Here is a 21,844-nt window from a genome sequence, read left to right as displayed (position 1 = left end):
GAGCCAGTCGCGGAGGGCCGACGGCCGCGCAGGGTTCTTTGGCCCTCTGCCCTCGGCCCTCGGCCCTTCCCCGCGACCGGTTGCCGCGGCGGGCTCGCGTGCGAGAATACGCCGCTGCGGCGGCGCTCCCGCCGGGCAGACTCCCATCCCACCGAATCGCCGCAGCCGAGGCCGTCCGCGATGACCAGCGAATCCATGACCTACCGCGCCGCGGGCGTCGATATCGATGCCGGCGAGGAGCTCGTCCGGCGCATCAAGCCCGCGGTGGCCGCCACGCACCGGCCCGGCGTGCTGTCCGGGCTCGGCGGCTTCGGCGGGCTGTTCGAGCTGCCCGCGGGCTATCGCCAGCCGGTGCTGGTGTCCGGCACCGACGGCGTCGGCACCAAGCTCAAGCTCGCGGTGGCCGCCGGGCGGCACGGCGGTGTGGGCATCGATCTGGTGGCCATGTGCGCCAACGACGTCGTGGTCTGCGGCGCCGAGCCATTGTTTTTTCTCGACTACTACGCCACCGGCAAGCTGGACGTGGACGTCGCGGCCAGCGTCGTCACGGGCATCGCCGAGGGCTGCCGCAAGGCCGGCTGCGCGCTCATCGGCGGCGAGACGGCCGAGATGCCGGGCATGTACGGCGACGGCGACTACGACCTGGCGGGCTTCTGCGTCGGCATCGTCGAGAAGGACGCGATCCTGGACCCGGCCCGGGTGCGGCCCGGCGACGCGCTGATCGGGCTCGCGGCGAGCGGCCCGCACGCCAACGGCTTCTCGCTGATCCGCCGCGTGCTGGAGGTGAGCGGCGCGTCCCTGGACGACCCGCTGGAGCCCGGCGCCGAGCACCCCGTCACGCTTGGTGAGGCGCTGCTGGAGCCGACCCGCATCTACGCCCGCCCGGTGCTGGCGCTCACGCGCAACGGCGGCGTGCACGCGCTGGCGCACATCACCGGCGGCGGCATCACGGAGAACCTGCCGCGGGTGCTGCCCGCCGGCACCAAGGCGGTGGTGGACCTGCGCAGTTGGGCGCCGCCGCCGGTGTTCCGCTGGCTGCGGGACACCGGCAACATCACGGACGCCGAGATGCTGCGCACCTTCAACTGCGGCGTCGGCATGATCGCCTGCGTCGCCTCCGAGCGCGCCGCCGGCGCCTGCGGCCTGCTGCGCACCGCGGGCGAGCAGGCCTGGATCATCGGCCGCGTCGAGCCGCACCACGGCGAGCCGCGCGTGGAGTACGCGGGTGGCAAATGACGCGGCCGGGTGATGTCGCCGGGCGCGACGGCGCCGCCCCGCTGCCCGTCGCCGTGCTCATCTCCGGCGACGGCAGCAACCTGCAGGCCCTCATCGACGCGCAACAGGCGGGCGAGCTTCCCATCGACATCCGCGTGGTGGTCAGCAACCGCGGCGACGCCTTTGGGCTGACCCGCGCCGAGCGCGCCGGCATCCAGACCCGCGTGCTGAGCCATCGGGAGTTCCCCACCCGCAGCGCCTACGACGCGGCGCTGGCCCTGTTGCTCGGCGGCTTCGAGCCGGGGCTCGTGGTGCTCGCCGGCTTCATGCGCATCCTGACGCCGGAGCTGGTCGCGAGCTTCCACGGGCGCATGCTCAACATCCATCCGTCGCTGCTGCCGAGGTATCCGGGGCTGCACACGCACCAGCGCGCGCTGGACGCCGGCGACACGGAGCACGGCGCCACCGTGCATTTCGTCACCGACGAGCTGGACGGCGGCCCGGGCCTGCTCCAGGCGCGGGTGCCGGTGCTGCCGGGGGACGACGCCGAGCGCCTCGCCGCCCGGGTGCTGGCGCAGGAGCACAGGATCTATCCGCTGGCGGTGCATTGGTTCGCGACCGGGCGGCTCTGCCTCGGCGCCGACGGCCAGGCCATGCTCGACGGCGCGCCGCTGACGGCGCCGGTGCAGATCGATGCCGTCGCCCCGACGCCGGCCGATCGAGCCGGATAGGCAGCGGCACGGCGCGAGGCCAAGCCTCAGACCGGCAAGGAGCGCCGTCTTGCGGAGCCCGCTCGTTGGCGCGTGAAACAAGGGCCGAGGGCCGAGGGCCGAGGAGGGGCAAACATTTGGCGCCGGCAAGCAATCTAGGATCAGAGAAAGCTTGACCCATCGGTTTTTTCTTTAGATGCTTCCCGTCCGTTCCGAGATTTCCGTTGCAACGGCGCCCCGATGGCGCCCCCCGGACAACCAGTGGCCCACCTGAATCTCAAGCACCTGCGCTATTTTTGGGCCGTCGCCAGCCACGGCTCCATCGCCCGGGCGGCGGACGCCCTGCACCTGACGCCGCAGACCATCAGCGGCCAGTTGCGCGAGCTGGAAGACCAAGTCGGCGGCAAGCTGTTCGCCAAGTCCGGCCGCTCGCTGACGCTGACGGATACCGGGCGGCTGGTGTTCTCCTACGCGGACGAGATGTTCCGCATCGGCGACGAGCTCCAGGACGTGCTGGCCGGGCGCACGCCGGGCGGCGGCGTCACGCTCAACGTCGGCGTGGCCATGGTGGTGCCGAAGCTGCTGACCCACCGGGTGCTCGCCCCCGCGCTCACGATGGACGAGCCGGTGCGGCTCCTGTGCATCGAGCGCCCACTCGTGGACCTGCTCGCGGACCTGTCGGTGCACAAGCTGGACCTGGTGCTCACCGACAGCCCGCTGAACCCGGCGCTCAACATCCGTGCCTACAACCATCCGCTCGGCGAAACGGCCAGCGTGTTCTGCGCCGCCCGCGCCGAGGCGGCGCGCTACCGCGCCGGCTTTCCGCAGTCGCTGGACGGTGCGCCGATGCTGATGCCGAGCGCGCACAGCGCCCTGCGGCGCTCGCTGGAGCATTGGCTGGAACGCCAGGGCATCAAGCCGCGGATCGTCGCCGAGATCGAGGACCGGGCGCTGATCAAGACCTTCGGCGAGGCCGGCGCCGGCGTGTTCACGGCACCGGAGGCGGTCGCCGACGATGTGCTGCGAAAGTACGACGTCGAGATCATCGGTCGCAGCGACGAGATCCTCGAGCGCTTCTACGCCATCTCCGCAGAGCGGCGCATCAAGCACCCGGCGGTGTCCGTGATCACGGAGCGGGCACGCAACGGGCTGTTCTCACCCGAACGGCCGCTGAAGGCCGTGCCGACGCACCCGCGCTCCGTGCAACCGCTCCAGTCGGCCGGCTGAAAGACGTCTTTTCAGGCGCGTTCCGGCGGATGCTCCGACGTCGCCAACCCGCCCGCATTGGCCCTTCGCCCACCAGACCGAGCCCGCCACCCCACCCCATGCCCTGGCTCGCGCTGATCGCCCTCACCTTGGCCGTGCTCGCCGGCGTCACGCAACTGGAGGCGCGCCGCCTGGAGGCGCGCCACCCGCCCGTCGGCGAGCTCGCCGAGCTTGACGGCGTGCGCCTGCACTACAGCATCGCCGGCCCCGCGGACGCGCCAGCGCCCCCCATCGTGCTGCTGCACGGCGCGAGCACCAGCCTGCTCGACTTTCACGCGAGCCTGCTGCCGCCGCTGGCCGAGACCCATCGCGTCGTCGCCGTGGACCGGCCCGGCCACGGCTACAGCGAGCGCCCCGCCGGGCGCTGGCCGGACCCGGCGGAGCAAGCACGGCTGCTGCACGAGCTGTTGCTTGAGCTGGGCCTGGAGCGCCCGGTGCTGGTGGGACACTCGCTCGCCGGCGCCGTGGTGCTCGCCTATCTGCTCGCCTACCCGGACGAGGCCGCCGGCGGCGTGCTGCTCGCAGGCGGCAGCCATCCCTGGCAAGGGGGTGTCGCCTGGTACAACGATGTCGCCGGCGTGCCGCTGCTCGGCCAGCTCTTCGCCCACACGCTGCCGTTGACACTGGGCCGGCTCGCGCTGGCCGATGGCCTGCGCTCCGCCTTCGCGCCGAACCCGCCGCCGCCTGATTACCTGCGCCGCACCGGCGTCGAGCTGGCGCTGCGCCCGCGCACCTTCCTCGCCAACGCCGAGGACATCCGGCGCCTAAGCCCCTTTTTGGAGCGCCAGAGCGCGCACTACGCGTACATCCGCCGGCCGCTGCTCCTGATCACCGGCGACGCAGACGGCGTGGTACCGGCCTGGAACCATGCCGAGCGGCTGATCCACCAGGCGCCGTTCGCCGAGCTGGTGCGCCTGCCCGGCATCGGCCACGGGCTGCATCATGTGGCCACCGACGACATCGCCGCGTTGATCCGCGACTTCGCCCGCCGCGCCGGGCCATGAGCCCGTCCGCGCCCGCCCGTCCCGAGTCGCCGCTGTCGCTGCCCGCAACGGCGGCGGCGCTCGGCACGGACGCGCTGGCCGCAACGCTGGCCCGGGAGCTGCCGCCGCTGCTCGCGACACACCCCGCGCTCGTCGCGGCGACCGAGCAGGGTGGGCGCATCGACCCGGGAAGCATCGGCATCAGCCTGCTCGGGCAGCGCGCGGCGGGCGATGGCAATACGGAGCTCCGCATCGGCGTCTGCTGCGAGGAAAGCGTCGGCGGTTGCAGCTGCGGCGATGCGCCCTACACGAGCCGCCTCTATTGCGAGTTGTTGCTGACGCTTGCGCCTGACGGCCGCGCCAAGATCGGGCCTGGCCAGGATTGATCAGATTGACCGGCGCAGGTGCCGGCGAGCGCCTGGCCGCGCTGCTCGACGCGCCGAGCGACGAGCAGGTGCGCGGGTTTGAGGTGTGAGCGCGGATTGCGGCTGCATCCGACGCCACTTGATGTCGCCGACAGGAAATAGGGGACGACAGGAAATAGAGGAAATAGGGGACAAGAGGAAACAGGGAAATAGGGGACAAGGGAAAAGGGAAATAGAAGGGAAATAGGGGACAGACCACGTTTCTTACGTGTACGTTTTCGGTAGCCCCATTTTTTGTTCCCCGGACTTGTCCTTGCGAGTCAAGACTGATGAAGTGGCCCAACTAGCGCGCAAGCCCGACGCCTTGGAGCAGCCTTCGCTATCGCTCGGGCTGCTCCAAGGCGCGGGCGGCGCTTAACTTGGACGAAGAGGGGCTGAAACGATGGATTTAACAGAGGGGAAATAGGGGACAGGGGAAATAGGGGACAGACCACGTTTCTGGAAATAGGGGACAGACCACGTTTCTTGGGAGAGGGGAAATAGAGGGGAAATAGGGGACAGACCACGTTTCTTGGGGGAAATAGGGGACAGGGGAAATAGGGGACAGACCACGTTTCTTGCGTGTACGTTTTCGGTAGCCCCATTTTTTGTTCCCCGGACTTGTCCTTGCGAGTCAAGACTGATGAAGTGGCCCAACTAGCGCGCAAGCCCGACGCCTTGGAGCAGCCTTCGCTATCGCTCGGGCTGCTCCAAGGCGCGGGCGGCGCTTAACTTGGACGAAGAGGGGCTGAAACGATAGATTTAACAGAGAAGGATGCGGCGATCGCTTTTGCGAAAGCGTGGAACAGATTAAACGCAAGCGAGTTTCTTCAACTGCTTGACGAAGATGCGCATTACGCATCGCAATGGGTGTTCGATGAACTGACAAGCAAGAATGCGATCGCGGATTATTTAACCGAAAAAATGCAAACAGTGAAGAGATCTGGAAGCAAGGTATACGCAGAACTCGGAAACACTCGCTCTGGATTTTCTGGCAGAGATTGCGTCTTCATGGCCCAAGGGAAGGGCGAGAGCATTCAAGCAGTAGCCCTCTTTGAAGTGTTGAACGGAAAAATCAGGCGATACGACCTTTGCATTCCAGAATTGCTAGACTTCGCGCGGACCGGAGTCTATCCGATTTAACCAAAACTTGTCCAACAAACGACTCGGCCCGATCGCCCGCTACGGTGCCGCCGCTGACGCGGGCGGGCCTCGATCATCGTGCCGGCCACATCGCCTGCCGCACGCAAGCGGTTCGCACAGCGGACACTACTGCGCTGGGATCGCCGGCTTTCCAGCCGGCTCGCCGCCGGCGCGGCTCAATGCCGCGTCGGCGGCGTCCTGGCCGATCAGAGAGCACATGCGCGCTCGTCCGCCCGGCCGCGCGGCATGGGCAACCGCCCGGCTCCCGCGCCGCAGATCGCGCGCCGGGGGCATCGAGCCCCCGGCACGCGAAGCCGGCTGAAAGCCGGCGCTCCCAGTCGGCGCCGGCGCGCTATCGAGCCCGCTTGTCGGGCATACCTCAGTTTGAGAGTTTGCAGATGAGTCAAGTGTACGACCACTCCTGGGGGAAGGGCCGAGGGAGCCATCCTCGGCCCTCGGCCCTACAGCCGCCGCGCTCCGTAGCAGCCCCCGCGCGCTGGTCGGAGTGATGATCAAGGCCGCCCTGGCGCACGAAGCGGCACCCCGCTGCCCTGAGCTTGCGTACCAGCTCCGGATTGAAGTTGGCACCCATTCAGCCGACGGCACGCATCTGACCGAGGCTCGTGTTGGTCAACAGCCGCAGTGGGATGTCGTCACTGATTGGACATCCGTTCTCCGACAGCATCTCAGGCACGCGCCGTTTCAGCAGGGACAGCATGGCGTCCATCGAGGGGGCCTCCCCGACCAAGCCCGGCACGGTGCTGTCCGCCACGAACCACACCTTGGCCTCGTCGTCCCACCGGATCTCGATCTCGTGGTTCATCAAACTTGCGTCTTGCGCATTGCGCTCAACGGAGGATTCGAGACCATCCGACACATGGCTGACGCAGGGTGGATCAGCGTACCGCAGACACCACTGCGAGCGCCGGCGGATGCGATTCGCTTATGCGCTCTACTGTATTCAGGTGATTCTCGAACCTTTGACTTGCGGCACGCAGCGCGCACCCATGCGGCCATGTTAGACCAACCTTGCCTTGCGCGGCGCGACCAGGGTATCGCGGTCGCGGGGGCGGCGCGGGCCGGGGCTCGTGTCTGATCCCGGCGGGCGCCGTCACGGACACCGCAGCTCAGGCTGGGCCGGCGCGCTGGCGGTTGCCGAGCTTCCTCGTCCCTGTCGATGACAGGCGCTTGGGGGCGTCAGGCGCGATGCGCCATGTCGAAACGGAACTCCGCGCCGGGTACGGCGGCGCTCCGTCGCGCCCCGGATGATGCGTCGTTCGAGCCCGCGGCCCGGTGATCCCACGATGTGCCTGAACCTCCACTGCTGGACGAAGCGGCCGATCCAGGCTCAGGGTAACGGGGTTTGCGCAGCAACGGGGTCGGGAGTTGTCTTTTGCTCGCATGCAATCAAGGAAACCGTGGGCGGTTGCAACTGCGGCGACGCGCCCTGTCCGAGCCGCCTCTATGACGAGCTGCTGCTGACGCTCTCCCCCGCAGGAACCGCCCGCATCGGGCCCTGCCGGGATTGACCGGCGCGGGTGCCGGCGCAGACACGCTTCGGCCTATACTGGCGAGCCCGCGCGGCAATCGGCCCAGTTCCGAACGCCGCGCTCGGCAGGGCCGCCGACCGCGACCCGGCCGCCGCCCGCCGCCACGGCCCAGCGACCGACCCCATGACCCAGCCCACCGTGCCGCCGACCCTCGACCTGCGCACCCGCGCGGGGCAGGCGACGCTGGCCTTCGCGGGCACCTGGCGGCTCACGGAGCGGCTGCCGCGGCTCGACGCCGCCCGCCGGCTTATCGACGAGGCGCCGGACATCGACCGGCTCGCCTTCGACGGCTCGGCGCTCGATGATTGGGACACGGGGCTCGTCACCTACATCGCCGGGCTGGAGCAGGTGTGCCGCGAGCGCAACCTCCAGTGCGATGCATCCGGCCTGCCGCAGGGGCTCACCAAGCTCCTGACCATGGCCCGCACCGTGCCGCAGACGGGCACCGGCGCGCACAAGATGGACGCCTCGCCGTCGTTCCTCGCGCGGCTCGGCAGCGACACCATGGACCTGGTCCAGTCCACCGGCGAGATCATGGAGTTCTTCGGCGAAGGCGTCATCGCGTTCAAGCGCTTCCTGCACGGCCGCGCCCGGTTCCGCCAGTCGGACCTCTGGGTGATCGTGCAGGAGGCGGGCGCGGATGCGCTGCCCATCGTCGGCTTGGTGAGCTTTCTCGTGGGCGTGATCCTCGGCTACATCGGCGATCAGCAGCTCGCCGAGTTCGGTGCGCAGATCTACGTCGCGGACCTGGTCGGGCTCGCCACGGTGATCCAGATGGGCGCGCTGATCACGGCCATCGTGCTGGCCGGGCGCACCGGCGCGGCCTTTGCAGCGCGCATCGGCAGCATGCAGGTGAATGAAGAGATCGACGCGCTGCGCACGCTCGGCATCTCGCCGATGGAGTTCCTGGTGCTGCCGCGCATGCTGGCGTTGATCGCGATGACGCCGCTGCTCGCGATCTACGCCGACCTACTCGGCATCCTCGGCGGCGCCTTCGTCGGCACCGTCGTCGGCGGCATCACGCTGTCTGCTTATCTCACGCAGACACAGCAGGCCATCGGCTGGAACCACATCATCCAGGGGCTCATCGCCGCGACGGTCTACGGCGCCATCGTCGCGGCCTCCGGCTGCCTGCGCGGCATGCAGTGCGGGCGCAGCGCCGCGGCCGTCGGCGACGCGACCACCTCCGCGGTGGTGACCGCCATCGTCTTCATTGTCATCGCCGCCGCGGTGCTCACCATCATCTTCGACGCGATCGGCCTGTCATGAGCAGCGCCGACCAACCGGACCAGGCCGCCCCGGCGCCGGCCGACCTCGCCCGGAGCGTTCCGCGCGGCGAGCCGCACGTCCGGCTCCAGGGCATCGCCCTCGGCTACGGCGACACGCTGGTGCAGCAGGACCTAACCTTCGACATCCGCCGCGGCGATGTCTTCGTGATCATGGGCGGCAGCGGCTGCGGCAAGAGCACCGTCATGCGCTGCCTGACGGGGCTACTGCCGCCGCGCAGCGGGCGCGTGCTGATCGGCGAGGAGAGCCTGTGGGAGCTGCCGCCGGACGCCCGTAGCGCTGTCATGCGCCGCAACGGCGTCATGTACCAGGGCGGCGCGCTGTGGAGCAGCATGACCCTGGAGGAGAACATCTGCCTGCCGCTGGAGCAGTACACCAGTCTGGCGCCGGCGCAGATCCGCGCCATCGCCGACTACAAGCTGGCGCTGGTGGGGCTCGCGGGCTACGGTGATTACTATCCGGCCGAGATCAGCGGCGGCATGCGCAAGCGCGTCGGCGTCGCGCGCGCCATGGCGCTGGACCCGGACACGCTCTACTTCGACGAGCCCTCCGCCGGGCTCGACCCGCTCTCCGCGCGCCGCCTGGACGAGCTGATCCTGGAGCTGCGCGACAGCCTCGGCACCAGCATGGTCGTCATCACCCACGAGCTCGACAGCATCTTCACCATCGCCGACGACGCGGTGTTCTTGGACGCCGACAGCAAAACCATGCTCGCCACCGGCAACCCGCGCGAGCTCCGAGACCACAGCCCGATTGCGCGGGTGCGCGCCTTCCTGAACCGCGAGCCCGGGCTCATGGACCGCGGATGAACGCCACGGCGCGCAGCGACGCTCGGGCGCCCGGGCCGAGGAGACAGGCATGAGCAAGCAGGCCAATCCCACCGTCATCGGAGGTTTCGTGCTCGGCGCGCTGACGCTGGCGGTTGTCGCCGTGCTCGTGTTCAGCAGCGGCGCCTGGATGCGCGAGCGGGTGCCCATCGTCACCGACTTCAGCACCACGGTGCAGGGGCTCAACGTCGGCTCGCAGGTATTGTTCCAAGGCGTGCCGGTGGGCCAGGTGACCAACATCGGCGTGGACTATGCGCCGGCCCCGGAGCGCTTCCGCATTCGGGTGTCCTACGAGGTCTGGCCGCGACAGTTGCAGATCGTCGATGTCGCCGACGGCGGCAGCATGCGCGAGCTGCTGCAGGAGCTGGTGCAGGAGGGCGGGCTGCGCGCAAAGCTCGAATCCGTCAGCTTCGTCACCGGCCAGTATGTCGTCACGCTCGGCCTGGAACCGGACGCGCCGCCGCCGGACTTCGAGCCGGAGCCCCGCGGCCCGGTGCGCATCCCGCCGACCCCGGCCACGCGCGACCAAGTCGAAGCAATCCTCGCCAACATCGACCTGACCGAGCTGGTCGCCTCCGCCACGCGCTCCTTGCAGGCGCTCGAAACCCTGTTGGCCTCCGGCGAGCTCCGCTCCGCGCTCCGGAGCCTGGACGGCACGCTGCGCAGCACCGAGAAGCTGACCACCGAGCTCCAAGGGAGCCTCGCACCGATGCTGGAGCGCGTGAACGAGACGCTCGCCCGCTACAGCGAGCTCGCGACGACCATCGAGTCCCGCGTCGGCCCCCTTGCCGATCTGCTGAGCGAGCGCGTAACGACGCTGACCGACGACGTCTCCGACGTCGCCCAGACGCTCGACCAGAGCATCCCCCCCGTGGCCACCGCCGCCACCGCCGCGCTGGACGAGGCCCGCGCCGCCATGCGCGCCGTGGCGAGCCTCGCCGGCGAGGGCTCCTCCACGCGCTACGAGCTCTCGCAACTGCTCACCGAGGCCACCCGAGCGGCGCAGTCGTTGCGCACCTTGGCCGATTACCTGGAGCGGCATCCGGAGGCGCTGTTGCAGGGTAAGCGCTGAGCCGGGTGCCGCGGATTGTCCTCCAGCCAGGGCCGCAGCACGGCCGTCAACACCACCTGATCGGTTCGGCCGACGGGAGCGTGAAGCACCTGTGCCGGCGGCGGGTAGATGCAGCCGAGCGCCTCCAGCACCCGAAAGGACGAAATCTTGGCGTCGAGGCCTTCGCGGCAGGGGGAGAGGGTCACCGACCTGCTCCGCACGGAGCATCATGCCGTCGGTCGGAAAGTTTACCGTGGTTTGCATGACGGCTCTGGTCAGCCGCTGCACCCGGTAATAAGCTGCAGGCAAAGGTACCCCTCCGATGACAAGAGCCCAGGGGGCTCTCTCCGCAAGGAGTAGTCGGGGGGGTCTTTTTGTTGCGCCCTTGGTTTTGGTCCTAGCGCCCGCGGTTAGAGATCAGCCAAGCGTCCGTCCGCCCTCCCACGACCTCAAGGCCCAACCGCTCGAAGTAGTGCCGCTCGCCTTGCTGAAACCTGCGAAAGATGGCCCAATTGCAGTAGTCGGCCACCTGCAAGCCGAAGTGGGATGCGGACGGGTGATGCAGCAGGTGATACGCCGCTTCCTGCGGTAGCCGGGCAGCCAAGCCCTGTTTCAACGCTTTTTCTACGGCTCTGCGTTTTTTCTTGATGGGCAAGCTGTCGGTGATGATCACACGGCGTAGCCCGCTCGAGGAGGGTGATTGCCGGAAGACTTGCTCCAGCAGGTGCTCTGCGACCAGCGGGTAGAACCGCTCAGGTGCCCGGTCTTCGCACCGAACCCGTGCTTTCTCGATGACGACGCCAACGATTTGCAGCCGATCGAGGTGCGTCACGATGCAGTCGAACACCTGCTTCCGAATCGCTGCCCTGTCCTCACTGCAATGAAATCCGAGCAATTCTCGGCCTTGTTCGAGTAACTGATGCCGGAGCTCGTCCAGCGCGTTGTGCAGCAGGAAAGGCCGGCGCGTCGTGACTGCCGTCAGCGTGAAGTAGGGCGTCCCGCCTGGGCTGAAGTCGAAATTCCCGCCCTCGTCCAGAAAGGTGTACACACACTCGCGCATGGCGGCATGCGTCAGCCCACGTTCCAATTCGGGCAAGTTCTCGGGCATTCGAGCACGTTGCGTGAAGCTGTGGTAGGCGTTCTTGTGTTGAACGGTGAAAAGATCACCAGAGAGACGGTAGTCGCTGACCGGTCACAGCACGACCTGCAAGGCGTCGGGGTCCGTGATCTTGATGCCGCGCTCGCGCGGCAGCGCGAGCTGCGCGGGGACGCTGAGGGGCGATGCGCGGGCAAAAAACTCCAACCGGCGTTGCGCATCACCTTGCCGGAGGCGTTTCCGGGCCGGAAGAGGCGTGGCGGGTCTGTCGCCGTCAGCATAGGTTCCGTCACTGGGAGGCTCAAGGATTTTCTCCCAAAGTTGACACGGCACAACAGCGGCTCGGCTGCGGCTGCGTCTCCCCAAAGGTGTTCCTTCTCCTCTGCCCGCTGGGTGTCGCGTTCAGTGCCATCCCTTGACACTAACTTTCTGATTTTGCATTGTGCGCGGTTTGCCGCACGGTCCACTCGGGCCGCACGGGTTGCGGGCCGCTTCGGCATCCAGCCATTGCCCCGCCCGGGTTCGGCCGCCATCTTCCGCTGACATGACGAGAACGCTTTACATACAGACCTGGGGCTGCCAGATGAACGAGTACGACTCCGCGCGCATCGCGGACGTGCTCCGGGTCTCGCACGGCATCACGCTGACCGATCGGCCCGAGGACGCGGATATCCTGCTGCTCAACACCTGCTCCATCCGCGAGAAGGCGCAGGAGAAGGTGTTCTCGCAGCTCGGGCGCTGGCGACCCTGGAAGGTGCGGCGGCCGGGGCTCGTCATCGGCGTCGGCGGCTGTGTCGCGAGCCAGGAGGGCGAGGCCATCCGCGCGCGCGCGCCGTACGTCGATATCGTCTTCGGCCCGCAAACGCTGCACCGGCTGCCGCAGATGCTCGACGCGCTGCTGGCGGAGCGGGCACCGCAGATCGACGTGTCGTTCCCCGAGATCGAAAAATTCGATCGCCTGCCGGAGCCCCGCGCCGACGGCCCGAAGGCCTTCATGTCCGTCATGGAGGGCTGCTCGAAGTACTGCACCTTCTGCGTCGTGCCCTACACCCGCGGCGAGGAGATCAGCCGGCCGTTCGACGACGTCATTGCCGAGGTCGCGACGCTGGCGGAACAGGGCGTGCGCGAGGTCAACCTGCTCGGGCAGAATGTCAACGCCTACCGCGGGGTCATGCACGACGGCGACATCGCCGACCTGGCGCTGTTGATCCGCTACGTCGCCGCCATCGACGGCATCGACCGAATCCGCTTCACCACGTCGCATCCGGTGGAATTCTCGGACAGCCTGATCGAGGTGTACGCGGACGTGCCGGAGCTGGTGAGCTTCCTGCACCTGCCGGTGCAGAGCGGCTCCGACCGCATTCTGTCCCTGATGAAGCGCGGTCACACGGTGCTGGAGTACAAGGAGAAGATGCGCAGGCTCAAGCGTGCGCGTCCGGGCATCGACATCTCGTCGGACTTCATCGTCGGCTTTCCGGGTGAGACCGATGCGGACTTCGAGGCGACCATGCGGCTGGTGACGGACATCGGCTTCGATCAGTCCTTCAGCTTCATCTACAGCCCGCGCCCCGGCACGCCGGCGGCGTCGTTGCCGGACGACGTGGGCCGGGAGGTGAAGCAGACCCGGCTCGCGCGGCTGCAGCAGCAGATCAACCAGCAGGCGCAGGTCATCAGCCGCCGCATGGTCGGCGCGGTGCACCGCGTGCTGGTGGAAGGCCCGTCGCGCAAGGACCCGCGCCAGCTCGCCGGACGCACCGAGAACAATCGGGTGGTCAACTTCGCCGGTCCCGCCTCGCTGGTCGGCGCCTTCGTCGATCTGCGCATCACCGAGGCGCTGCCGAACTCGCTGCGCGGCGAGCCGGTGGCGGCCTCGCCCGCCGCGGCAGTGGCCGCTCGGGACTTCGCCTTGGGTGCCGACGCCGCTTGACCACCGAGCCCTACAGTATCGATCTGGAGCTGGCGCCCGCGGACAACGCGCGGCTGTCGAGCATGTGCGGCCCCTTCGATCAGCACCTACGGCTCATCGAGCGCCGCCTGGGCATCGAGATCGCAAACCGCGGCGTGAGCTTCCGCATCGTCGGCGAGCCCGCGGCGGCGGCCGTCGGCGAGCAGGTGCTGCGCGAGCTCTACGACGCCGCCGAGACCGAGCGCCTATCGCCGGAATCCGTGCACCTGGAGCTGACCCGGGCGGACGCGGACGGCGCCGCAGAGGCCGCGGCGGAGCGGCTGCCGGACGTGCTGATCAAGACCAAGCGCGGTCTGGTCAAGGCCCGGGGTGCCGCGCAGCAGTCCTATCTGCACACCATTGTCACGCACGACATCAGCTTCGGCGTCGGCCCCGCCGGCACGGGCAAGACCTATCTGGCTGTCGCGTGCGCCGTGGAGGCGCTGGAGAGCGAGCGCGTGCGCCGGCTCTTGCTGGTGCGCCCGGCGGTGGAGGCCGGCGAGCGCCTGGGCTTCTTGCCCGGCGACCTGGCGCAGAAGATCGACCCTTACCTGCGACCGCTCTACGACGCACTGTTCGAGATGTTCGGCTTCGAGAAAGTCAACAAGCTCATCGAGCGCAACGTCATTGAGGTCGCGCCGCTGGCGTACATGCGCGGGCGCACGCTGAACGATGCCTTTATCATCCTGGACGAGGCGCAGAACACGACGCCCGAGCAGATGAAGATGTTCCTGACCCGCATCGGCTTCGGCTCCACCGCCGTCATCACCGGCGACGTGACGCAGATCGACCTGCCGCGCGGGCAGCCGTCCGGGCTCAAGCAGGCGCTGGAGGTGCTGAAGGGCGTGCCCGGCATCGGGCTCACCTACTTCGATTCCCGCGACGTGGTGCGGCATGCGCTGGTGCAGCGCATCGTCAACGCCTACGACGCCCACGATCGCCAAGTCGAGCGCAAGGCCGAGCGCAAGTGAGCGAAGCAAGCCAAGAACCTCCCCCGCCCGGCGGGCAGCGTCCCGGCGCCGACGCGCCCGACGTGCTGCTGCATGTCGAGCGTGCCTGCGCGGCGGACGGACTGCCCGATGACGCAACGCTGACCTGCTGGGTCAAGGTCGCCCTTGCCCACGCCGACAGCGCACCATCGGACGCGGCCGAGCTCGGCCTGCGGATCATCGACGACGCCGAGGGCGCGGCGCTCAACCAGCGCTACCGCGGCAAGCCAGGCCCCACCAACGTGCTGTCCTTCCCGTTCGAGGCGCCACCCGGGCTGCCGCCCGAGGCCGCCGCCGAGCTCGCCGGCCAGCTCGGCGACCTCGCCATCTGCGCCCCGGTGCTACGGCGCGAAGCCGCCGAGCAGGGCAAGCCCCTCACCGCCCATACGGCACACCTACTGGTGCACGGTACGCTGCACCTGCTCGGCTACGACCACCTTGAATCGGCCGACGCCGCCGGGATGGAGGCGCTGGAAACCGTCATCCTCGCCGCGTTAGGCTTTCCGCCACCCTACGAGGTCTCAACGGACCCGACACAGCACCCCATACAGGCCCCCCATGACGAGTGATCGATCTACTACCGGCTCGCAGCCCCTAGACTGGCGGAAACGCCTACGACGGATACTGGGCAGCGAGCCAAACGACAAGGACCAGTTGTTGGAAATCCTCAAGGACGCAGAACGCAGCGGCATCGTCGATCGCGACGGCCTCGGCATGATCGAGGGCGTGCTGCAGGTCTCCGACCTGCGCGTCGAGGACATCATGATCCCGCGCGCCGAGATGGTCAGCGTACGGCGCGACGACCCGCTGGAGCGCATTCTGGAAATCGCCGTGGAGTCGGCGCACTCGCGTTTCCCGGTCACCGGCGAGGACAAGGGCGAAGTCGTCGGCATTCTGCTTGCCAAGGATCTGCTCGCCTACTGCACCGAGAGCCGCCGCCAGTCGGCCTTCAACATCCGCGATCACCTACGCGCCGCCGTGTTCGTGCCTGAAAGCAAGCGGCTCAACGTGCTGCTGAAGGAGTTCCGCGCGAGCCGCAACCACATGGCCATTGTCGTCGACGAGTACGGCGCCGCCGCCGGGCTCGTCACCATCGAGGACGTGCTCGAGCAGATCGTCGGCGACATCGAGGACGAGCACGACCACGACGAAGGCGCCTTCATCTTCAAGCGCGGCCAGGGCGACTACACGGTCAAGGCCCGCACCAGCGTCGAGGACTTCAACGAGTACTTCGGCAGCGATCTCGATGCGAGCGAGTTCGACACCATCGGCGGACTCGTCGTCAACGCCTTCGGCCGACTCCCGGCCCGCGGCGAGCGCGTCGAGATCGAAGGGTTTCGCTTCACCATCATGCGCGCGGACAGCCGCCGGGTGCATCTGCTGACGGTGCGCCCGCTGGCGGCAACGCCTGACTAATCTCATGCGAGAAAGGGCGCCGACGGCCAGCGCCGCACCCCGCGAGACGCGCGGTCCAGACTATTGGGCGGCAACCGGTTACCAAGGAGAGCGTGAACCAGTTGCAGTGCGTGCGACGGTCGATCGCGCGGCGTGCATCGGAAGCGTTTCTTACCTGCCGTCGCCGGGCCAGTCCAAGGTGCGCGGGGCCGACGCCTCCCAGGCCTGGTTCGGGCTGTTTCTGCCCCCAGCCACCCAGGCGACGGCTGGATCGATTTCGCCCCAACCAACGACTGCCTCATCCACGAGCAGCAGATCACAACCGCCGTCGGCCGCGGCTATTAGGGCGTGAGCCCCGTGCGCGGGTTCTTCTACAGCGGCGCGCGTGCACACACTGAGCGTCGCCGTGGACGCGGATCGGGTGGCGTCCTGAGACCGGGCCGGCTTGCAGAGGCTCCATCTGAGCCTGTGCTTATTCTCATATGGTTACAGCAGCCGAGAGTGCCCGACGTCCGCCAACGCCTTTGCGCGAGGACACCCTGCTCATCTCCCGCCGATCCGCACTTCGGCACAGTCGCCGCCGCGACCGAAGCCGAGCCCTTCGGCTTCGACCGGCGCCTTGCTGCCTCTGACATCGGAGAAGGGGTCAAAGCCGGCGTCAAAGCCGTTTGGCCATCCTCGCCGGCTTTAGGGGCTTCGGCGCCATTTACTCCGGTCGCCGACTACACCGAGAGCCGCCGCCAGGCCGCCTTCAACATCCGCGATCATCTGCGCGCTTCCGTGTCCGTACCCGAGAGCAAGCGGCTCAACGTGCTGCTTAAGGAGCTTCGCGCGAGCCGCAACCAACAATTGCGCGCATCGTCTCCTTGCAAAGTCCCGCAGAACAGTCCATGTTGTTGCAAGCAACAAGACTGCACGGTGTTCCGCCAACCATGCTCTACACACCGGGCCAGCTCCGCAGAGCGGTCTCCATCACTCCGGAGACCTACCGCCATTGGAAAAAGACGCTCGAGCCCCTGCGCCGGGCCAGCGGCCACAGCCCCTGTTTCAGCGCGGGCGATCTGGTCGCCGTAGCCCTGATCCGCTCGTTGACGCTCGATCTGGGTATCCGCATCGGTGCTTTGACGCCCATCGGCGAGCCGCTCTTCGAGCTCTGCAATCGTGCGACATGGCCCATCCTGGAACGCAGCAAACTGATTGTCGATCTTCCCGGTGCGCGACTTGAGCTCAGCCCCGAGCTGACGGAGACCCTAAGCGACAGGCCATCGATCACAATCCCCTTGAGATCGATCATGGCCGAACTTCGCGAGCAACTGCTCGCTGAAAGCGACAGCCGTGAGCAGACTTCGCTTCGTTTCCCTCCGTTGCCAGTCGGCGGTGCGCCGGCCATCGCTCGCGGAGGCCGCCAATGAACGCCGTCGAGCGTCTTGCTCAGGCCTTCCGCGACACGGGGTATCGCTCCGAAGCCGTGGTGTGCGATTACGCCTTCGCGGACGTACTGGCCGACGCCAATCCGACCAGGACCGTCCAGCTCGCCGCCTTCACGCGCACGCCTCCATCGTACCGGTCGGCGGCGCTGGCCGTCGTGAATGGCAAGGGTCGCTGTGCCCTCAACCTTGTGAAAAAGCACCGCGCCTTGGGCGCCCCTGTCCTCTTCGTTATCGAGATTGACGAAGTGACCGTCTGGCAGGTCCGGAGCGACGCCCCGCCGCGAGCAATCGACAAGGCCAAGCTTGCCGACGTTCTCGATCTGTTCGCGCGCAACCGTTCCCAGTGGCATCCCGACGCAATCCATCGGGCCAAGTCGCTCGGCACCACAGGGACTGGCTACCAGCTCGATTTCGTCGATGTTGGATTGCTGCCGGCGATCGAGGGGGAGATCCACATCAAACTCGACCGCCTACTCGTCGAGACCCTCGAAATGTCTCGCAAGTCGCCCGGTGGCGACAGGCTTGACCCGCGCGTCTTGTTTCGCGTGCTTTTTCGCCTGCTCGCCGCCAAGGTCCTACAGGACCGGCGTCACCCCTATGCGGAGAGATGGGACGCAGACGATCTCGCAGCCGTGCTCGCCGGCATCGAAACCTATTACTCGCTCGGACAGCTCGGCGGCCATGGCAACACCCCGCTGACGACGGTCTTCGATGCGGCGTGGCGTCATCTGCGCAGTGGGATCAGCTTCTCGAATATCTCGTCCGACGATCTCGCCTTCGTCTACGAGAACACCCTGGTCACACCCGAGACGCGAAAACTATTCGGCACGCACAGCACGCCCCGCCAAGTGGCGGAATACGTCGTTCAGCGGCTCGCGCTGCACGAGCACAGGCCCGAGGACATCAGAGTCTACGAGCCGTTTGCCGGGTCCGGCGTATTCCTGGTATCAGCGCTGCGTCATTTACGCGACCTGCTTCCCGTAGATTGGTCGGACCAGCAGCGACATGACTTCCTCATCCGACACATCTCAGGTGACGAGATCGATCCTTTCGCCTGCGAGGTTGCGACCCTATCGCTTATCCTCGCCGACTATCCCAATCACAACGGCTGGCATATCGACGAGGCGGATCTCTTCGCGGATGACACGCTGGCTCGCCGGATGGCCGCGAACAATGTGATCCTATGCAATCCGCCGTTCGAAGCCTTCGACCACGCTGGCAAGGATCGCCATGCCGTTGCCGGCGAAACGCATTCCAAAGCGATCGCCGCACTGAATGCGGCTCTCGACGCAGAGCCGCTGGCTCTGGGCTTCGTCCTGCCGCGATCTTTCGTCCTCGATCGCCAATTTTCCGTGCAGCGGCGTCGCATCGAACGTCTCTACGGTTCGGTCGAGATCCTCAAACTTCCCGACGGAATCTTTGGCGCCTCGGACGTCGAGACTTCCGCGCTCATCGCCCGTGATCCGCGGCCCCCGGCGATCGGCTCGATCAAGCTGCGTTCGAGCGAAGTCGCCGAGCGCGACCGCTCATCCTTTCTCACGACCGGGCGGACGACCGTTCACCGCGATTCCACCAAGACGGTGGAAAATCCCCCGGATGGACGCTTGTGGATACCGGAGTTGAACGCGCTGTGGGACTATCTCCGCAGCTCCCCAAGACTCGGCTCGGTGCTTGAGCCAAAGCGCGGTCTGGAATGGACCTACAGCCAAACTCAAGCAACCAGTGATGTCGCCGAACCAGGGTATCGGCTGGGATTCCTGAATTCTCGGCATCTCAAGCAATACCTTGCCCCCCGGCCCTTGTGGCTGGACTTCCGGCCCGACCATCTCCGCTGCGGCCGAGGGCACGACTGGATCCAACCGAAGCTTATTGCGAGTGCCATTCGGCTGAGACGGGGCCCGTGGTGCATCGGGGCTTTTGTCGACCCCGAGGGTTTGCTGTGCTCCCAGCAGTTCTTCGGGCTTCGGCCGGTAGTCCCGCTGGACTTGGACCAGCTTGCCGCGATCTGCACAGTCCTCAACGGACCGGTCGCCAACGCGTTTCTCGCGGTCAACTCCCCGAAGAGAGGACTCCGGGCGTCAGTGGTCGGCGACATCCCGATCCCGACACAACTGCCTCCTAAGCTTGCGGAATTGGCCGGTCGTTACACGGAGCTTCTGCACACGCCGCCCATGTGGGGAGACACCGAGGCGCGGTTGGCACGCATCCTGGCGGAAATCGATGCTGCCGTTCTGGAGGCCTATGATCTTCCCTTCCGACTGGAACGCCAGCTCCTAGCCTTCTTCGAAGGTGCCGAACGCCCCGTTGCCCATCCCTGGGAGCATTGGGACATTCAATATCCCGTATCGGGCCTTAACCTCGCAGAGCGCCTATCCGGCCGCTTCAATCCTGCTGGAGACTGGGTTAGAAAGGTCTTCCAACCCTTACCCGAAGATCAGATCGCATTGTTCCGCGACTATGTGGATTAGTCGCAATGGATGGATACCTACTCGACACAACCATTCTGTCCATCTATCTGGACCCTACGCACCCCCATCACGCCGAAAAGGGCAAGTCGCTCGACACCCTTCCTGCCGACAGAACAGAGTATGTTTCCGCGGTTGCGCTCGCCGAACTGGACTTCGGTGTTCGACTCGCGTCGGCACTGGCAAAGGCAAAGCTGCCCGACCTCGAAGCGATGCTGGTCCAGGCCAGATCCTATGCAGTCCTGGACATCACGCACCACACGGCGTCGGTCTACGCGGAGCTCAAGGCGAATATTGCCCTGAAGTACTTGGCCAACACCTTACGCAAGGACCGTCCCAAATACATCGAGGAATGGGTCGACAAGGCGACCGGACGGAAGCTCGGCATCGACGAAAACGACCTCTGGATGTGCGCGCAGGCCAAGGAGCGAGATCTTGTCGTCGTGACCGCCGACCGGCGTATGCAACGCATCCCGGACGCTGATCCCCGCGTTCGTCTGCTTACGATCTAACGCGCATCCGCTTCCGGGCTGCCTATCCGAGACGCGGACAAACTCGCCGATACGACCAGCGCCTTGGCCTGGCTCTACGACTCCGGCGATCTGGAGTTCCTCGGCATCCAGTATCAGGGAGCGCACAATTCGGACAGTATCGAGCTCGCCGCGGGGTTCGGCTTCGGCGACATGGGCACTTTTTGCCGGTAATGGCGGCGCGCCGGGCGGGGTCGGTCCCATTTCGCTGACCGACGCCGATTTTCAGCAGGTCCCATCCGGCATCCCTGAACCCGGCACCCTGGCCTGTCTGCTGCTTGGGCTCGGACTGGCGGCGGCGGCGCGCCGGAGCGTGGCCAGGCCGCCCGCCACGACCGGCTGACGCTGGCGCACCCGGTCGCCCCGCCGCCGCCCACTCGCAGCGCCATTTGAGCGCCATTTGAGCGCCACTCGCAGCGCCACTCGCAGCGCCGTCCGGGACAGGCTACCTTTTTCGGGTTGCGCCGCCCGCAGCGCGCCATTCCGCGCCATTCGGGACCGCCATTCGGACCGCCATTCGGACCGCCATTCGGGACAGACCACGGTTTTCGGGTTGAAACGTTGCCCAGACGATGTAAAACGGGGCACCGGCGGGACAGAACCGCCGGCAGGCACCGGCAAAATGGGCTGACGGGCTGGCAACGCCCGCCCACGTAGGACGCGGAACTGCCGCGACAGGCACCTGGTCGCGGCCAGGTTTCGCCTAGCCCCTGACATCGACTAGACTGCGACTTACCTCGGTGAATCGATTGCCCCGCAAGGACCAACGATGGAAACCACCACCCTCTCAAGCAAGTACCAGCTCGTCCTGCCCAAATCGATCCGCGAGCCCCTGGGCCTGAAGCCCGGCCAACGCTTTCTGGTGAGACCGAGCGAGCACGGGATCGAGCTGGTGCCCTGCGCGCCGCCGAACGCCCTGCGCGGCTTCCTGGCGGGGGCGGACACAGACATGGACGACATCCGCGAGCGAGACGAGCGGGTATGAGCCAATTGAGCTTGCTGGATTCCTCAGGCTGGATCGAGTACTTCGCCGAGGGCCCCAACGCGGAGCGGTTCGCCCCCGTCGTGGACGACACTTCGAGTCTGCTGGTACCGACCATCGTGCTGCACGAGGTCTACCGGTGGGCCGACCGTGAAGGCGGGGAGTCGGCCGCGAGCCGGTCCATGGCGACCATGCAGACCGGGATCGTCATCGATCTGGACTCCGATCTCGCCATCGCTTCGGCGCGAGCGGCTCGAAACCATCGTCTGCCCACCGCCGACAGCATCGTCTACGCCTCGGCCCAGTCCCGCGGCGCGATCGTCTGGACTCAGGACGAGGATTTTCGCGACCTGCCGGGCGTGCGGTATTTTCCCAAGGTCAAGGTCAAGCGCGGCGCTTAGGCGATTGCCGGAAAAAACGTACCGAATGGCGCAGGATTTTCGTCTGCCTTCAAGGAGCGGCAGCGGGTGCATCGTTGAACTATGCACCCGCTGCCGCGACGCAGAAGGCGGGCGAAAAGACAAGCCAGGCGGTATGTTTTTTGACAGAAATCGCCTTAAGGCCGACCGAGTGCTT

Annotated in this window: 21 protein-coding genes; 19 read left to right on the top strand and 2 right to left on the bottom strand. The window is 67.0% G+C overall.

The window, feature by feature from the left end; translation table 11 throughout:
• Positions 1-180 precede the first annotated feature (180 nt).
• The 5 genes from purM (at position 181) to ML01_RS08925 (ending at position 4,560) form a co-directional block, all read left to right on the top strand.
• A complete protein-coding gene (gene purM, locus ML01_RS08945) occupies positions 181-1,236 on the top strand; it encodes a phosphoribosylformylglycinamidine cyclo-ligase (protein ID WP_058555061.1) in 1,056 nt (351 codons plus the stop codon).
• Complete coding sequence (purN, locus tag ML01_RS08940) at positions 1,233-1,946, top strand: phosphoribosylglycinamide formyltransferase (RefSeq protein ID WP_058555060.1); 714 nt, start codon at positions 1,233-1,235, stop codon at positions 1,944-1,946. The genes purM and purN overlap by 4 nt, the downstream gene beginning before the upstream one ends.
• 240 nt (positions 1,947-2,186) lie before the next feature.
• The gene (nhaR, locus tag ML01_RS08935) at positions 2,187-3,152 is read left to right on the top strand and encodes a transcriptional activator NhaR (protein ID WP_082674090.1); all 966 of its coding nucleotides are present in this window, start codon (positions 2,187-2,189) and stop codon (positions 3,150-3,152) included.
• A gap of 98 nt (positions 3,153-3,250) precedes the next feature.
• Positions 3,251-4,195 carry an alpha/beta fold hydrolase gene (locus ML01_RS08930; RefSeq protein ID WP_058555058.1) on the top strand — a complete coding sequence of 315 codons (945 nt, stop codon included), beginning with the start codon at positions 3,251-3,253 and terminating at the stop codon, positions 4,193-4,195.
• Positions 4,192-4,560, top strand: coding sequence for a hypothetical protein (locus tag ML01_RS08925; protein WP_058555057.1), 369 nt, complete (start codon positions 4,192-4,194; stop codon positions 4,558-4,560). Before ML01_RS08930 ends, ML01_RS08925 begins: the two co-directional genes overlap by 4 nt.
• A gap of 1,753 nt (positions 4,561-6,313) precedes the next feature.
• Here the strand turns inward: ML01_RS08925 and ML01_RS08920 are convergent.
• The gene (locus ML01_RS08920) at positions 6,314-6,544 is read right to left on the bottom strand and encodes a DUF1902 domain-containing protein (protein WP_058555056.1); all 231 of its coding nucleotides are present in this window, start codon (positions 6,542-6,544) and stop codon (positions 6,314-6,316) included.
• Between the two features lie 850 nt (positions 6,545-7,394).
• Here ML01_RS08920 and ML01_RS08915 point away from each other — a divergent pair.
• The 3 genes from ML01_RS08915 to ML01_RS08905 are packed head-to-tail and all read left to right on the top strand — an operon-like array spanning position 7,395 to position 10,457.
• Positions 7,395-8,540 (top strand): ABC transporter permease, encoded by a 1,146-nt coding sequence (locus tag ML01_RS08915; RefSeq protein ID WP_058555055.1) that lies wholly within the window; start codon positions 7,395-7,397, stop codon positions 8,538-8,540.
• Complete coding sequence (locus ML01_RS08910; RefSeq protein ID WP_082674088.1) at positions 8,537-9,367, top strand: ABC transporter ATP-binding protein; 831 nt, start codon at positions 8,537-8,539, stop codon at positions 9,365-9,367. Before ML01_RS08915 ends, ML01_RS08910 begins: the two co-directional genes overlap by 4 nt.
• Positions 9,368-9,416: 49 nt before the next feature.
• Positions 9,417-10,457 carry an MlaD family protein gene (locus tag ML01_RS08905; protein ID WP_058555054.1) on the top strand — a complete coding sequence of 347 codons (1,041 nt, stop codon included), beginning with the start codon at positions 9,417-9,419 and terminating at the stop codon, positions 10,455-10,457.
• Positions 10,458-10,833: 376 nt separating this feature from the next.
• Here the strand turns inward: ML01_RS08905 and ML01_RS08900 are convergent, their stop codons facing one another.
• The gene (locus ML01_RS08900) at positions 10,834-11,544 is read right to left on the bottom strand and encodes a DUF3800 domain-containing protein (protein ID WP_058555053.1); all 711 of its coding nucleotides are present in this window, start codon (positions 11,542-11,544) and stop codon (positions 10,834-10,836) included.
• Positions 11,545-12,076: 532 nt separating this feature from the next.
• Here ML01_RS08900 and miaB point away from each other — a divergent pair.
• The 11 genes from miaB to ML01_RS08855 all read left to right on the top strand — a co-directional run bounded on the left by miaB (position 12,077) and on the right by ML01_RS08855 (position 21,669).
• Complete coding sequence (miaB, locus tag ML01_RS08895) at positions 12,077-13,459, top strand: tRNA (N6-isopentenyl adenosine(37)-C2)-methylthiotransferase MiaB (protein ID WP_058555052.1); 1,383 nt, start codon at positions 12,077-12,079, stop codon at positions 13,457-13,459.
• On the top strand, positions 13,456-14,448 hold the full coding sequence (locus ML01_RS08890) for a PhoH family protein (RefSeq protein ID WP_058555051.1): 993 nt from the start codon (positions 13,456-13,458) through the stop codon (positions 14,446-14,448). The genes miaB and ML01_RS08890 overlap by 4 nt, the downstream gene beginning before the upstream one ends.
• 62 nt (positions 14,449-14,510) lie before the next feature.
• A complete protein-coding gene (gene ybeY / locus ML01_RS08885) occupies positions 14,511-15,035 on the top strand; it encodes an rRNA maturation RNase YbeY (protein ID WP_058555050.1) in 525 nt (174 codons plus the stop codon).
• Positions 15,025-15,882, top strand: coding sequence for an HlyC/CorC family transporter (locus ML01_RS08880; RefSeq protein WP_058555049.1), 858 nt, complete (start codon positions 15,025-15,027; stop codon positions 15,880-15,882). Before ybeY ends, ML01_RS08880 begins: the two co-directional genes overlap by 11 nt.
• 869 nt (positions 15,883-16,751) lie before the next feature.
• Positions 16,752-17,273: a hypothetical protein gene (locus ML01_RS28520; RefSeq protein WP_156427615.1), complete on the top strand. Its 522-nt coding sequence runs from the start codon at positions 16,752-16,754 to the stop codon at positions 17,271-17,273.
• Positions 17,270-19,759, top strand: a complete 2,490-nt coding sequence (locus ML01_RS08870) for a class I SAM-dependent DNA methyltransferase (protein ID WP_058555047.1) — start codon at positions 17,270-17,272, stop codon at positions 19,757-19,759. The genes ML01_RS28520 and ML01_RS08870 overlap by 4 nt, the downstream gene beginning before the upstream one ends.
• Positions 19,760-19,764: 5 nt before the next feature.
• On the top strand, positions 19,765-20,268 hold the full coding sequence (locus ML01_RS08865) for a PIN domain-containing protein (protein ID WP_058555046.1): 504 nt from the start codon (positions 19,765-19,767) through the stop codon (positions 20,266-20,268).
• 63 nt (positions 20,269-20,331) lie between these two features.
• On the top strand, positions 20,332-20,460 hold the full coding sequence (locus ML01_RS31025; protein WP_256363629.1) for a hypothetical protein: 129 nt from the start codon (positions 20,332-20,334) through the stop codon (positions 20,458-20,460).
• A 28-nt stretch (positions 20,461-20,488) separates the two neighbouring features.
• The gene (locus tag ML01_RS31300) at positions 20,489-20,629 is read left to right on the top strand and encodes a PEP-CTERM sorting domain-containing protein (RefSeq protein WP_371258200.1); all 141 of its coding nucleotides are present in this window, start codon (positions 20,489-20,491) and stop codon (positions 20,627-20,629) included.
• Between the two features lie 426 nt (positions 20,630-21,055).
• Positions 21,056-21,271 (top strand): AbrB/MazE/SpoVT family DNA-binding domain-containing protein, encoded by a 216-nt coding sequence (locus tag ML01_RS08860; RefSeq protein ID WP_058555045.1) that lies wholly within the window; start codon positions 21,056-21,058, stop codon positions 21,269-21,271.
• A 5-nt stretch (positions 21,272-21,276) separates the two neighbouring features.
• Entirely contained in the window at positions 21,277-21,669 is a 393-nt protein-coding gene (locus ML01_RS08855) for a type II toxin-antitoxin system VapC family toxin (RefSeq protein WP_082674105.1), read from the top strand.
• Positions 21,670-21,844: the final 175 nt, after the last annotated feature.

This window comes from Thiohalocapsa sp. ML1 (assembly GCF_001469165.1).
GTDB lineage: Bacteria > Pseudomonadota > Gammaproteobacteria > Chromatiales > Chromatiaceae > Thiohalocapsa.
The sequence above is the reverse complement of the archived record's forward strand: the minus strand, read 5'-3'. Positions and strand labels throughout refer to the sequence as shown.